Annotated in this window: 11 protein-coding genes and 2 tRNA genes; 7 read left to right on the top strand and 6 right to left on the bottom strand. The window is 62.3% G+C overall.

Annotation, left to right across the window (positions count from 1 at the left end; genetic code table 11):
• Positions 1-129: 129 nt before the first annotated feature.
• Positions 130-1,044, bottom strand: coding sequence for an MBL fold metallo-hydrolase (locus tag AWH62_RS13865; RefSeq protein ID WP_075191082.1), 915 nt, complete (start codon positions 1,042-1,044; stop codon positions 130-132).
• Complete coding sequence (locus tag AWH62_RS13860) at positions 1,041-2,018, bottom strand: hypothetical protein (RefSeq protein WP_233128331.1); 978 nt, start codon at positions 2,016-2,018, stop codon at positions 1,041-1,043. Before AWH62_RS13860 ends, AWH62_RS13865 begins: the two co-directional genes overlap by 4 nt.
• Positions 2,019-2,355: 337 nt before the next feature.
• On the opposite strand from AWH62_RS13860, the gene AWH62_RS13855 reads away from it, so the two are divergent.
• On the top strand, positions 2,356-3,291 hold the full coding sequence (locus AWH62_RS13855; RefSeq protein WP_075191081.1) for an ABC transporter permease: 936 nt from the start codon (positions 2,356-2,358) through the stop codon (positions 3,289-3,291).
• The gene (locus AWH62_RS13850; RefSeq protein WP_075191080.1) at positions 3,288-4,193 is read left to right on the top strand and encodes an ABC transporter permease subunit; all 906 of its coding nucleotides are present in this window, start codon (positions 3,288-3,290) and stop codon (positions 4,191-4,193) included. The genes AWH62_RS13855 and AWH62_RS13850 overlap by 4 nt, the downstream gene beginning before the upstream one ends.
• An 86-nt stretch (positions 4,194-4,279) precedes the next feature.
• On the opposite strand, the gene AWH62_RS13845 is transcribed toward AWH62_RS13850, so the two are convergent.
• Positions 4,280-5,008 carry a hypothetical protein gene (locus AWH62_RS13845; protein ID WP_075191079.1) on the bottom strand — a complete coding sequence of 243 codons (729 nt, stop codon included), beginning with the start codon at positions 5,006-5,008 and terminating at the stop codon, positions 4,280-4,282.
• Between the two features lie 15 nt (positions 5,009-5,023).
• Complete coding sequence (locus AWH62_RS13840) at positions 5,024-5,626, bottom strand: hypothetical protein (protein WP_075191078.1); 603 nt, start codon at positions 5,624-5,626, stop codon at positions 5,024-5,026.
• A gap of 131 nt (positions 5,627-5,757) precedes the next feature.
• On the opposite strand from AWH62_RS13840, the gene AWH62_RS13835 reads away from it, so the two are divergent.
• Entirely contained in the window at positions 5,758-7,392 is a 1,635-nt protein-coding gene (locus AWH62_RS13835) for a peptide ABC transporter substrate-binding protein (RefSeq protein WP_075191077.1), read from the top strand.
• 75 nt (positions 7,393-7,467) lie between these two features.
• A complete protein-coding gene (locus tag AWH62_RS13830) occupies positions 7,468-8,694 on the top strand; it encodes a DUF3667 domain-containing protein (RefSeq protein WP_075191076.1) in 1,227 nt (408 codons plus the stop codon).
• 67 nt (positions 8,695-8,761) lie between these two features.
• Here AWH62_RS13830 and sppA read toward each other — a convergent pair whose 3' ends face one another.
• On the bottom strand, positions 8,762-10,549 hold the full coding sequence (sppA, locus tag AWH62_RS13825) for a signal peptide peptidase SppA (RefSeq protein WP_075191075.1): 1,788 nt from the start codon (positions 10,547-10,549) through the stop codon (positions 8,762-8,764).
• Positions 10,550-10,754: 205 nt separating this feature from the next.
• A tRNA-Pro gene (locus AWH62_RS13820) sits at positions 10,755-10,831 on the bottom strand.
• A gap of 237 nt (positions 10,832-11,068) precedes the next feature.
• Between AWH62_RS13820 and AWH62_RS13815 the strand changes: the two genes are divergently transcribed.
• From AWH62_RS13815 to AWH62_RS13805, 3 genes are all read left to right on the top strand, one after another.
• Positions 11,069-11,143, top strand: a tRNA-Gln gene (locus AWH62_RS13815).
• A gap of 772 nt (positions 11,144-11,915) precedes the next feature.
• Complete coding sequence (locus AWH62_RS13810) at positions 11,916-12,698, top strand: DUF3450 domain-containing protein (protein WP_083635208.1); 783 nt, start codon at positions 11,916-11,918, stop codon at positions 12,696-12,698.
• Positions 12,699-12,720: 22 nt separating this feature from the next.
• Positions 12,721-14,109, top strand: coding sequence for a MotA/TolQ/ExbB proton channel family protein (locus AWH62_RS13805; protein ID WP_075191074.1), 1,389 nt, complete (start codon positions 12,721-12,723; stop codon positions 14,107-14,109).
• Positions 14,110-14,120: the final 11 nt, after the last annotated feature.

Here is a 14,120-nt window from a genome sequence, read left to right as displayed (position 1 = left end):
CTTGTCATCCCCGCCGAATGTCCGGCGCAAGCCGGACGCAGGGCGGGGACCCAACTGATTGCAACAACATAGGTCCCTGACTTTCGCCCCGCCTTCGCCGGGCGTCCATCAGGGGTGGCAATTCGTGCTTTAAGCCGGTTCCGCGAGCCTGAACGTCGCGCTCAGATCCACCTGGTCGACCGCATCGCTGGCGACCTTGCCCAGTTCCACCAAGTGGATGACATGGGCCAGCACCGAGTGGGCGGCGGCGGGGTGGAGGCGTTTGTCGACATCGGCATACATGATGGCGACCATGTCGCGGATATTGTCATGGCCGTCAGCGAGGCAGGCGAGGATCTGGTCCTCGCGGGCGCGGCGGTGGTCGATATAGGCCTGGATGAAGGGGCGCGGGTCATCGATCGACGGGCCGTGGGTGGGCCAAAGCCTGGCGAAGTTGCGGTCGCGCACCCGCTCTAGCTGATAGAGATAATCGCCCATATGGCCGTCCGGCGGACTGATCACACTGGTCGACCAGCCCATCACATGATCACCGGAAAACAGCGTGTTTTCCTCGTGCAGCGCGTAGCAGACATGGTTCGACGTGTGGCCGGGCGTGTGTAGCGCCTCGATCGTCCAGCCCTTGCCGCGGAAGATCTCTTCGTCGCCGACTTCGATATCCGGCTGGAAGCCGACATCATCACCCGCTTCCAGGCGAACCTCGCCGCCCGCGGGCGCGGCCTGTTGCGGACCGAAGCCATAGACCTTGGCACCATGCCGTGCCGCGAGCGGGTGGGCGAGGGGGGAATGGTCGAGATGGTGGTGGGTGACGAAGACGTGGCTGACCGTCTCGCCCTCGAGCGCCGTGTCCAGCGCCTCGATATGGGCCGGATCAACCGGGCCGGGGTCGATGACCGCGACCGAGCCGTGGCCGATGATGTAAACGCCCGTTCCTGTGAAGGTGAAGGGGCCCGGGTTGGGCGCAATGACGCGCCGGATCAGGGGGGAGAGCGTGTCGCAACGCCCGTACTCGAAATCGAAATCGCGTACGAAAGGAATTGAACTCATGATGCTTGCTTGGCCGGTTCCGGTTTCGGGTGACCAAGGAATTCCAGGAATGCCGCGGCCAGCCGTCGTGTGACTTTGATCTTGTCATCTAACTGCATCGCGACCGGCGGACCCATATCAGTTTTGTTCACATCCACGACATAGAGGCGCCCGTCATCGCGATTGCGCAAGACGTCGAGGCCGCCCCAATCCAGCCCCATCGCCCGGGTGAAGGCGGCGAGCTGGGCCTTTTCCTGGGCCGAGAAGACATCATCGGTCTCGGCGCATTCGATTTCGTCATTGGAGTTGGAGAAGCGGTTGCCGATCTTGCGGCGCTTGCGGATCACCAGCGGGATATGGCCGTCCATGGTCGGACAACGCAGGTCCTCGACCATGCCACCCGGCACGGTGTTGTCGATCACACGCTGATAGACCCGACCCGCCTTCGGCGCGGTGATCGGTCCCTCGATCACCCGCCCGTCATGGGCGCCGTTGAGCTCGGATTTCTCGACCATCGGGCCGGTCCAGGTCATCGGGTCGACAGACAGGGAATAGCCGAAGGACTGCTCGAAGACGGCCGCGACATGGCTCTTTTCGATGCTTTGGCAGTCGCGATTGATGACCCGGGCATCGGGCGGCACATTGCAGGGGCGGCAGGTCGTGGAATCGTCGAACACGAAGACGGCATCGGCTTCGCCGGGATGGGCCGCGATGCGCGCGCCAGCGGCGTGCAGGACCGACCAGATCAGATACCAGGGACGCGGCCGGTCGGGCGCGAACCAGATTTTCGGCCCGTCTGTGCGCAGGGCCGACTTGATCCGCCAGCCCTCGACGATGAAGTAGAAGGGAAACCAGGACAGGACTTCGCCAATCAGTCCCAGTTTGAGCGGAAGACGGGCACCGGTCTTCTTGACGGTGACGATACCGTCCTGGAACTCGAAATCTCGCCACCACAGCGCACTGTGCATGGATTGGCCTTTCTCGGTCGCCGCCACGCCGCATCCTAGGCATTCGCCGGATACTTGCAATTCACTCCGGATCACGGGCGGCGCGGAAATTGCGTGATCGGGGTGTGTCGTCTGATCACGGGAGGGGAATGTGAACGCGGGTCGTTTCCTAGGCAAGCGCATCTTGCGGCTGGGTTGGCTTATCCTGGCACTGATATTGGTCCAGTTTTTTGTCAGTGAGGCGACACCCAAGCGCACGCTGTCGCGGACGGCCCCCTTGCCCCCACTCGTCGTGCAGGATGCTGCATTACAGCAACAGAGCCTTCATTGACATCACACGTTCCGCATTGAAACTGCGCGAACCTTGGACTGAGCCGAAGATTTCATGCTTGGATTTGTACTCAGGCGCTTCAGTGTCGCCTTCCCGACCATATTGGTGATCATCACGGTCGCCTTTTTCATGATGCGTGTCGCCCCGGGCGGACCGTTCGACCTCGAACGTCCGATGCCGGAAGAAACGCGTCAGGTGATCCTGGCCAGCTATGGCCTCGATAAGCCGCTGATATTCCAGTATTTCGACTATATGGGGAACCTGTTCCAGGGTGATCTCGGCCCGTCGCTGAAATTGCGCGACAAGGATGTTGCGGAGATCATCGCGGAGGGTTTTCCGGTCTCGGCTACCATTGGCCTCTTCTCCATGCTGTTGGCGATCGCGCTCGGCACGCTGCTCGGTTCGGTGGCGGCCCTGCGCCAGAATTCCGGCACCGATTTCTCGGTCATGACCTTTGCCATGGTCGGGATATCGATCCCGCCCTTTGTGATGGGGCCGATTCTGGCGCTGGTCTTTGGTCTCTATCTGGGACTCGTGCCGACCGGCGGGCTGGATCCACGTTATGGCATGACGCCGGACCGGCTGATCCTGCCGGTGATCACGCTGGCCCTGCCGCAGATCGCCATTATCGCGCGGCTGATGCGGGCCTCGATGATCGAGGTTGTGCGCTCCAACTATATCCGTACAGCGCGGGCCAAGGGCCTGTCGGCACCGGCGGTGATCATCCGCCATGCCCTGCGCTCGGCCATCCTGCCGCTGGTCTCCTATCTCGGACCGGCCTCGGCAGCGGTGATTTCCGGCTCGCTGGTGATCGAACGTGTTTTCCAGCTGCCCGGTATCGGCAAGCATTTCGTCGATGCCGCCCTGCAGCGTGACTATACCGTCGTGATGGGTGTGGTCATCGTCTATGCGACGCTGATCATCCTGCTCAATCTGCTGGCTGACCTCTTGTATGGCGTTCTCAATCCGAAGGTGAAGTACGAGTCATGACGACGCTTTACACTCCCAAGGAAAAGGCCGAGCTGATCGAGAAGGCGGCTGTCCAGGGCCGCTCGCTCTGGGATGATGCCCGGGTTCGCCTGATGCGCAACAAGGCCGCGGTCACCTCGATGATCGTGCTCGCCATTCTGGTCTTCCTGGCCACGATCGGCCAGCTGCTCTGGGTGCACGATTACGACACCATTTATCGCGACCGTGTCTGGATCGCCCCGACGATGGATAACTGGCACATCCTGGGCACCGACGCCCAGGGGCGCGACATGGTGGCCCGCATCCTGGTGGGGCTGGGTGTCTCGTTGATGGTGGGCATCGTGGCGACCTTCGTGTCGCTGCTGATCGGTGTGACCTGGGGGGCGACGGCCGGCTTCATCGGCGGCAAGGTCGACCAGGTGATGATGCGTTTTGTGGATATTCTCTATTCGCTGCCCTTCATCTTTTTCGTCATCATCCTGATGGTGACTTTCGGGCGAAATATCGTGCTGATTTTCGTTGCGATCGGCGCGGTCGAGTGGCTGACCATGGCGCGTATCGTGCGTGGTCAGACCATCGCCCTGAAGGGCATGGAATTCGTCGAAGCGGCCCATGCGGCTGGCGTGTCCCGTCCCAGGATCATCCAGCGACACATCATTCCCAACGTGCTCGGCCCGGTCGTGGTCTATGTCACCTTGATGATCCCGGTCGTCATCCTGGCGGAGAGCTTCTTGAGCTTCCTCGGCCTGGGTGTCCAGGAACCCCTGACCTCGCTCGGCCGCCTGATTTCGGCCGGCGCCCAGGACATGGAGCCGGCGCCGTGGACCCTGATCGGTCCCGCCGTGACGATGATGGTGACGCTGTTCTGCCTCAACTTCATCGGTGACGGCCTGCGCGACGCGATCGATCCGAAGGACCGCTAGCGGCGTCCTGCGCTTCGCAAGACAACCAAAAAGGCCGCCAGATCACCCTGGCGGCCTTTCTCGTTTCTTATTGCAATGGCGTCGATCTAGCGTTCGCGTTCGACGCGGATGGCCCGGCCTTCACCATTGATCCGCAGCAAATAGCTGGACATCGCGCCGCGGCGGATTTCCGCCGTGTGGCCGTCACCGCGCGGAATGCGAACGCGGCCCGTGTCGGTTTGGCGCCAGACCTGACCATTGGTCATGTGGAAAACAGTGGTGTTGTAGCCGACCGTCCGGGTGCGTTCGATCATCATCTCGACCCGGAAAACATCGCCGTCATCGGTGCGTTCCACGATCGCGACCGAGGTTTCGGCTGCCGCGGTGGTCGTCGCTGCGGCAGCGGGGGCCGCCGGCGCGGGCGCCGCCGCAGCCGGGCTGGCCGGGGCGTTGGCGGTGGAGGTTGCAGCGGGGGCCGCGTCGGTCATGTCCACCGTGGCGGCGCCCTCCAGCGCATCGTGTTGCTGATCGGCCGCGGCAATGGCCAGGCGCGGCATGCGCAGGCGCGGCAGGGACGGCATGGAGAAGCCGAAACTGTCTCCTTCCACGGCGGCGACGTCGCTGCGGGTGACCGTCATCAACTCACCGCTTTCGCGGTCACCGGCCAGGCGGGCGGCCGCACTGTCGAAACAGGCGAGGCGGGCTTCCGTCTCGTCGATGCCGCGGCAGGCCAGAATGCCGTCGACGGCATCGGCGTCCGACTGCGCCAGAGCGCTGGCCGGCAAGGCGGTTGTCAGGAAAAGCGCGGCAATCGCCGCGTGGCGTGAGACTGTCATGAGACCCTCGATTGATTACTCGACACGTTCGACCCGGAAACGGCGACCGCCATTATCCAGGCGCATGAAATGGGAACCCAGTGCACCATTGGATATGGTCGCGGTGTAGTCCGTGTCGGCGCGGCTGCGCGTCAGCTGGACATAGGTATTGTCGGTCTGGCGCCAGACCTGGCCGTTGGCGAGGCGGACGATGGTGTCGCCAGACCGGTTCTCTGAAATCTCGGCCACGGCCAAGCCTTCAATACTCTCGATCTGACCGTTCGTGTCACGCACGATAACACGTTGCGGTGAGGCGCTTGCTGATTCGAGTTCGGCGAGCTCGGCATCCTCGCCGCCACCGGGCAGCGACAGGCCCGGCAGGCGGAATTGCGGGATGGTGAGCCCGTAAGTCGCTTCCTCGGCAGCCTCGATCTGCTCGCGGTCAACGGCGACGACCTCACCGCTCTCGGTCTCCGAGCGGAGGGCGTCGACAGCCGCATCAAGACAGGCCAATCGGGCGCCGTCGTCAGCGATGTCCCGGCAGGTGAAGAGCGGGTCCAGTGGCGAGTCGCCACCCTGGGCCAGGGCCGGTGCGGTGATCAGGCTGGCCGGCAACAGAATCAGTAATCGCGCGTTCATGGTCACTCGTGTAAATCTGATAACTTGTTCGACTATGCGCGACCGGTCGGCCAGTGTCGACCGGCCGATGATGTTCGGTTAGAACATCGGCAACCGACTTGTCGTGCCGCTTCGGAGGGGAGACCGAAATCGTGATCCGCACAAAATTTTTCAACACCATCCTCATAACCGCCTCGGCGCTGGCGCTGGCCAGTTGTGGCGGTAGCAACGGGCCCGACTCGTCAAACGTCGTGCTGCACCGGGGGAACAATGCGGAGCCGCTTTCGCTCGACCCGCACAAGGCGTCTGGCACTTGGGAAAACAACATCATCGGTGACATGTTCCTCGGTCTGTTCACCGACGATCCGGACGGTGCGCCGATCCCGGGCATGGCCGAGAGCTGGGAAGTTTCCGAGGACGGGCTGACCTGGACCTTCACCCTGCGCGAGGCCTACTGGTCTGACGGCGAACCGGTGACGGCGGGTGATTTCGTCTTCGCCTGGCAGCGAATCGCGACGCCGGCGACCGGTGCCCAATATGTCTCGCTGCTTTACCCGATTGTCGGGGTCGAGGAGGCGTCGACAGGTGCCGCTGACCCGTCGAGCATCGGTGTGCGCGCCATCGATGACCGCACGCTGGAAGTCCATCTGGTCAATCCGGCGCCCTATCTGCAGGGGCTTTTGACGCACTACACCACCTTCCCGCTGCCGCAGCACGTGGTCGAGGTCTATGGTGATGAATGGGTGCGTCCGGCCAACATGGTCTCGAACGGTGCCTATACGCTCGAGGACTGGCGGACCAATAATTACGTCCACCTGACCCGCAACGCGAATTTCTACGACAATGCCAATGTCTGCATTGACGACGTGTATTATTACCCGACTGTGGACAATTCGGCCGCTGGCCGGCGGGTGCGCAATGGCGAACTCGACCTGAACATGGAATTCCCGGGCCAGCAGATGGAATTCCTGCGCCGCGAAATCCCCGACTTCGTCCGGGTCAATCCCTTCATGGGCACAATCTATTTCTCGATCAACACCACGATCGAGCAGTTCGATGACGTCAATGTCCGCAATGCGCTGGGCATGGCGATCGACCGGGACTTCATCGCCAATGAGATCCTGCGGGCCGGCCAGCAACCGGCTTATTCGATGATCCCGCCGGGCGTTGCCAATTATCCCGGCGGCGTCGAGGCTGAATGGGCCGATATCCCGGTCGAACAGCGCCGCGCCAATGCGCGCGCCTTGCTGGAAGCCGCGGGCTACGGTCCCGACAATCCGTTCGAGTTCGAATACACCTACCGTGCGACCGGCGATAATCCGCGGATCGCGCCAGTGGTGCAGAATGACTGGTCGGCGATTGCTGACTGGGTCCAGCCGGAGCTGATCGTCAACGACACGCAGATCCACTACGACAATCTGCGTGCCTCCGATTTCCAGGTTGCCGATGGCGGCTGGATCGCCGACTACAATGATCCCTACAACTTCCTCTTCCTCGGCGAATACCGTTCGGTGCCGATGAATTATGCCCGCTACAACAATCCGGAATTCGATGCGCTGGTCACCGAGGCCAATCGCGAGCTTGATCTGGAACTGCGCGGCGAGATGATGGCCGAGGCCGAGCAGATTCTGATCGACGACATGCCGATCATCCCGCTCGTCTTTTACGTCAACAAGAGCCTGGTGAACCCCCGGGTTACCGGCTGGGAAGACAATCTCACCAATATCCACCGCACACGCTATCTCTGCTTTGCGGATCTGGAAGAAAGCGACAGCGCAGCCGAATAGGCCCGTTGCGCTTGTCAGAAGCAGCCCTGCCGACCTAGCTTGTGTTCGCGCAACGCCAGGGGGCAGGGCTTTTTCATGACCGGAAGTGACCCAATCAGTGAAGCGGTGGTGGCAGGAAGTGCCGCCGGTGAGCTCGGCGACGCGATCCAGGCTTCCAGGCGCAAGAAGCGTGAGCGCTATTCCGCCTTCGAGGCACCGACGCCAGCGGGTGTCTGCTCCAATTGCGCGACCCAGCTGTCCGGTCCGGTCTGCCACAGTTGCGGCCAGACCGCCGACACCTATCACCGGCCGATCTGGGAATTGCTGACCGATATCCTCGATGGCCTCTTCGGTCTTGAGGGGCGTTTGTGGCGCACGCTTCCGGCGCTCATGTTCAAGCCCGGCAAGATCACCCAGAATTATCTCAGCGGCGTGCGCGCCCGCTATGTCATGCCCTTCCGTCTTTATCTGACGGCCAGCGTGCTCTTCTTCCTGCTTGTCTTTGCCTTTGACGGGATCGGCGGCGGAAGCGATGCACCGGAAACCCTTGACCCCGATGAGGTCGCTGACCTGGAAACCGGCCTGTCCGAACTGGATGCGCAGCTGGCCGCAACGGGACTGTCTGAGGAACAGCGCGCGGCGGTCACACGGAATGTCGAAGCCGGCCTTGAGCAGGCCCAGACCCCGCCGGACGTTCCGCCGGAGGTTCTTGCCATGCAGGAGCAGGCCAGCCGGGATGATATCAAGCTGACCTTCCGCCGCGCGCTCCTGCCGGAGGAATATCCGCTGGAACCGGGCGAAGTCGTCGCGACGGAGGACGGTCCCATTGCGATCGGCGATGGCATGATGGTCGACACGAACGGGTTGGAAGACTTGCCATTGTCGGTTCGCCGGGAACTGGCAGAGCGGACCGACCGCATCATAGACAGCGAGGGCGCCACCCTGGCGGCGGAGATGCAGCGCTGGGCGCCGACCATGATGTTCTTCATGCTGCCGCTCTACGCGCTGATGCTGGCCGGCATGCACTTCTACAAGAAGGGCTATTTCTTCTACGACCACCTTGTCGTGTCGCTGCACTTTCACGCCTTCATGTTCTTCCTGATCACCGGCCTGTCGCTCGCCGCGAACATCATTCCGGGCTGGATCGCGGTCTTCGTCGGCCTGGGTTGGTCGAACTGGTATCTCTACCGGCTGCACCGGACGGTCTATTCACACGGGCGTTTCACCTCGCTCCTGCGTGTGGGCATCTTGGATTTTGCCTATCTGGTCCTGCTAAGTTTCGGCCTGCTCGGCCTGCTGATCGTGGCCGTCATGATGTCCTGAGCAAACGGGGACGCAAAAAAAAGGGCCCGCCGAAGCGGGCCCTTTTCATTTGTATCCGCCGTGCGGGTCAGCGCGGCAGGGCCGCATCCGAGCGCATCTGCACACCGGTCCTGGTCGCGGCCTCGCGGGCTTCCAGCGCGGCGCGGACTTCCGGCAGTTCCATCAGCGCGTTGAGGCGGGCTGCGGACTGCGCCGTGTCGGCAGAGACACCGAACAATTCCTGGAAAACCTCGACCGGCGTTCTCTGCGCCGGGAAACGGCGTAGTCGAATCGCCTGGTCCGGATCAATGCCGGCAAACTCGCGTGCCGCATCAACGGCATCACGCAGGCCACCGATCTCGTCGACCAGACCGAGGTCCAGCGCCTGGGCGCCGGTCCAGACGCGGCCACGGGCAATCTCCAGCACGCGTTCCAGCGGCAGGTCGCGGCCATCGGCGACGCGCTGGGTGAAGTCGTCATAGATGTCCGACATCTGGGCACGATAGGCGGCGCGCTGTGTTTCGCTCCATTCCTCCGACGCGGCGAAGGCGGTGGCGTATTCGCCGCCGACCGAGACCGTTTCGGCGTTGAGGCCAACCAGGCCGAACGTGCCGTCGAGCACGATCTTGCCGCCGAGCACGCCGATCGAACCGGTCAGCGTCGTTTCATGGGCCAGCACATAGTCGGCCGGAGCGGCGATATAATAGCCGCCGGATGCCGCGTAGGACGCCATGGACACAATGACCGGCTTGCCGGCTTCCCGGGCGCGGGTGACCGCATGCCAGACCTGGTCGGACGCAATCGCCGAACCGCCGGGCGAATCGACGCGGATCACGATCGCACGCACCGACGGATCATCGGCGGCATCAAGGATGGCTTCCGACATGACGTCGCCACCGATCATGTCCTCGCCGCCAAACGGGCTGGCGGTCGGCGTGCCGGTGACAATGGCGCCCTGGCCCTCGATCAGCGCAATGACCGGGCCATTGTTCCAGGCCGGTACGGCCTGGGCGTGATACTGGCCGATTTCGACAAAGCTGCCGCCTGCGCCGACACGGGCGAGTGTCGCCTCACGGGCCTCGATGACATGACCGAGCTGATCGACCAGGCCAAGGGCCTCGGCCTCTTCAGCGGTGTGCGGCGCGGTTTCGAACACGTCGCGCAGGGCGGCCTCATCAAGGCTGCGATCGGTCGCGATACGGCGCACCGCCGTGTCGTAGATCGATCCCATATAGGACAGGGTTGCTTCGCGATGGGCTTCGGTGAAGTCCGATTGCGTGTAGGTGTTGGCGGCGTTCTTGTACTCGTGGAACTGCTCGAATTGCGGCACCGCATCGAAATGTTCGAACAGGCCACCGAGGAAAGTCACTTCCGAAGCCAGGCCGGCCGGGGTGAAATTGGCGGTGTCCTGCAGCCAGATCTGGTCCGAACCGGAGACGGCGAAATAGCCGGTGACGCTGGTCCCCTCAAAACCCTGGGCATGGGTGACGACAAATTTGCCGGCGGCGCGGAAATCCGCAATGGCGTCGCGGATTTCTTCCGCCGCGCCCGGCGACATGCCGAATTCATTGGCGCGGATAAAGAGGCCGGCGACGCGGTTGTCGGTCTCGGCCTGTTCCAGGGTGCGAACCACATCGACCACCGCCAGTGGCTCGGCAAAGCCGAAGGGCGTGCGCGACGGGCTGTCGAGGCGACCGTCACGCAGGTCGAGTTCCAGCACCATGGCGGTCTGGGGCAGGGCGGTTTCGGTCCGGGCCCCTTCCATCATGGCCCCGATCATGGCGCCGATGAGAAAGACGCCGAGTACGACGGTCAGAAGTGATCCGACGACCACACCGACAATCGAGCCGAAGAATGTAATCCAGAACTGTTTCATAAGAGCCCTTTCGCCCCGCGCTTTCATGATGAGCTGCAGGTCCTGCAAGAAGCGGTCCTGTCCGGGCCATTATGTAGGCGTTCAATGCGATTGGGTCGAGGGACAGGACGTCGCGCGATCCCGCAACGTCCGGCAGGCAGACGCAGTGCGCCTGCGGGCGGACACCCTCAAGGGGCAAAGGGTCTGAAACGAGGCGGGAAATGAATGGTCGGAGTAGCAAGATTCGAACTTGCGACCCCCGCCTCCCGAAGACGGTGCTCTACCAGGCTGAGCTATACTCCGAACCGAGGCGCGGCTTATAGCCAACTCTTCTGCCCCGTGCAACGCGGCAAAGACAGGCTTGCACAGTGATCTGCACAAGGGCTGGTTTTACAGCCTGTCCGGGCAGGCGGGGGCGGCCTGGCCGGCGGTCGCGAACTGCAAAATTTGCGGGTTGAACTGAGATGAACCGCACAGGGCCGTTGCATCCCTCTCAGGGGTTATGTATTTACGCCGCTCGCCGTCTTAGACGGCTCCGGTTGGGGCGTCGCCAAGTGGTAAGGCACCGGTTTTTGGTATCGGCATTCCCAGGTTCGAATCCTGGCGCCCCAGCCATCTCTTGCAAATCCATTTGTCCTGAATCAGGAATTCGGGCGACGGTCATCACCGCAAGTCGGGTGGCTGCGCGCGAGCCTTGATGTCGGGCAGCCGCGATCGGCTCACCCTGTTGACCGATGGATGGTGCCGGCAAGATCCGGGCTGCGAGCCTGGTCACAATGCGCAGGGTCCCAATTCGTCGCGTATTCGGCGCCCGCACCGCACCGGATGCCGGATTCCAACCGACCCGTTGCATGCGGCAGGTATTTTCGGACCGGGAATGTCGAAATGGGCGCGAAAATCACCTAAGGGGTGTTCTGACGCCGCTATCACCGAAATGTGAGTATGTGTTTTTGCTGCGCGACAATTGTCAGCCATGGGGTCCGGCGATGCAACCGGATGGCGCCATCTGTGCTATCTTTGGGCGAACTGTCACACGCAGGTGATCCTGATAGGCGAATCTTGCCTTATTGTGCGCAGTTCGGGCCGCATTGCAGCCACAAAGATGTATTGATCGTAGTGTAACGCTGGTGTTAGCGTTCAACGGATTTTCAAGCGGCGCGCCTGCGCCGACGAGATGGCGGGGAAACCGTCACGGACCGGGTGGCCTGCAGTTGCGGTAACCACTCATGCAGACTTGGGAGGCTAAGCCGCTGTTTCAGTGGCTTGGCCAGGCCGCTTGAACCGAGGGTAGGGGCCAAGTCAGCTGGTTAGCTGACTCAGCATCGAAGTTTAATTGGGGCGGGGAGTCTTCCGGGACGAACCCGCATTGACCATTGTGAGGCGAGAAATGGTGAACTTGAAGAATTTGGTTCGCGCGTCGCTTATGGCGACAGTGGCGGCGGGCGCCTTTGGGGGGGCCGCCGTTGCGCAGCTGAACCAAACGCTCGAAGTCGCGCGTGGCGATACGGCGAACGGGGCTCAGACCCAGTCGCGTATCGAGCAGCTGGACGACCAGCGGACCGACATCGAACTGGAATATCGTGCGCTGCTCGAGCAGATCGAGTCGCAGCGTCTGTTCGTCGAGCAGCAGCAGGTCTTCCTCCGCTCGCAGGAGAATGAAATCGCCTCGCTCGAGCAGCAGATCGGTCGCGTGGACAATATCGAGCGCGACCTCGCGCCGATGATGCGCGAAATGGTCGTGCTTCTGGAGGAGTTCGTCACGCTTGACCTTCCCTTCCGTCTTGAAGGCGAAGCCGGCCGTCTGGCCCGCATCGAACGTCTCTACGAGTATATTGACGATCCGAACATCACGCCGGCCGAGCGCTATCGCCTGATCCTGAATGCCTACGACATCGAAGCCTCCTACGGCCGCGGTGTGAACACCTATGAAGAGGAAGTCCTCGAAGACGGTGTTCCGGTCCAGGTGACGGTTTTGCAGATCGGTCGCGTCGCGATGATCCGCCGCTATCCCGACAACAGCCTGACGATGCTGCACAACGACTCGTCTGACTGGGAAGCCCTTCCGGGCAGCTATCTTGCCAACGTGACCCGCGCCATTCGCATCGCCCAGGAAGTGACGACGCCGTCGATCTTCCTCGCGCCGCTGCCTGGCCCGACGGTCGCCCAGTAACGGCTTGGAACGGAGAGTTAAAATGAAGACCACCATGAAGATGCTCGCCGCTGCCGTTTCGCTTGGCGTGGCTCTTACCGCCGGTGCTGTGGCCCAGACCCAGCCGGCCGGTTCCCTCAATGAACTCCTCAACCGCGTGCGTTCCGACGCCCGTGAAGCGAGCGCTGAAAATGCCGCTCGCCTGCGTGAGTTCCAGTCCTCCACCAACACCCAGCAGGCCCAGCTCAACACGGCTCGCAGTGAACTGGCTGCTCTCGAGCGTCAGGCGACCCAGTTGTCGGCCGACTTCGAAGCCAACCAGGTGCGTATTGACGAACTCGACGCCGAGCTTCGCCAGCGCCAGGGTGCTTTCGGTGAAATGTTCGGTGCGGCCCGTCAGGCCGCCGGCGAATTCGCTGCGATCCTGAACCAGTCCGTCATCTCGGCCCAGTTCCCGGGCCGCGCCGATGCGCTGGAAACCCTGTCCAACAGTCGGACCCTGCCGACCCGTGCGGAACTCGATTTCATTCCGCGTCGCGTCATTGAAGAAATGATCCAGCAGCAGCAGGTCGTCACCTTCAATGGTCGTGTCACCGGTCTTGGCGAAGGTGCTGCGGTTCCGATCACCCGTGTCGGTCCCTTCCTGGCTTTCACCAACTACAACAACAATCAGCGTTTCGCCCTCTGGGGTCAGAACGAGAATACCGGTGCCTACTCGCTGACGGACATGCCGGCCCAGCCGCCGGCAAACTTCATCAGCGCGGCGTCGGCCCTGTTCAATGCGGATCCGAACGAGATCGTCGAAGGTGTCGTCGACCCGTCGCGCGGTGCCCTGCTGGACATCTACAAGAATGTTCCGGACATCAATGAGCGTATCCAACAGTCGGGTAATGTCGGCCTGGTCATCATCGGCCTGCTCGTCATCTCCGCCCTGTTCGGTATCTTCCGCATGATCACCCTGCTGCTGACGCAGGCGGCGGTCTCCGGCCAGAAGCGCAAGTCTTCCGGTTCCAAGGGCAACCCGCTGGGCCGTGTTATGCTGGCCTATGAAGGTGCCAAGGACAAAGACGTCGAGACGATGGAACTCAAGCTCGACGAAGCCATCCTGCAGGAGACGCCGAAGCTCGAATTCGGTCTCAACTTCCTGAAGCTGGCTGCCGGTATCGCACCGCTGCTGGGTCTTCTGGGTACCGTCACCGGTATGATCAAGACCTTCACCCAGATCACCCTGTTCGGTACGGGTGACCCGCGCATCATGGCTGGTGGTATCTCCGAAGCCTTGATGACCACGGTTCTGGGTCTCATCGCGGCGATCCCGCTTCTGTTCATCCACAGCTTCGCGCAAAGCTTTGCGCGCGGCGTTCAGCAAGTGCTCGAAGAGCAGGCGGCTGGCATGATTGCCCGTCACGCTGAAGAACGCGCACAAGGCTAACCGGAGGAAGC

Origin of the sequence: Maricaulis sp. W15 (genome assembly GCF_001924955.1) — a bacterium.
GTDB lineage: Bacteria > Pseudomonadota > Alphaproteobacteria > Caulobacterales > Maricaulaceae > Maricaulis > Maricaulis maris.
This window is presented reverse-complemented; position numbering and strand designations above follow the sequence as displayed.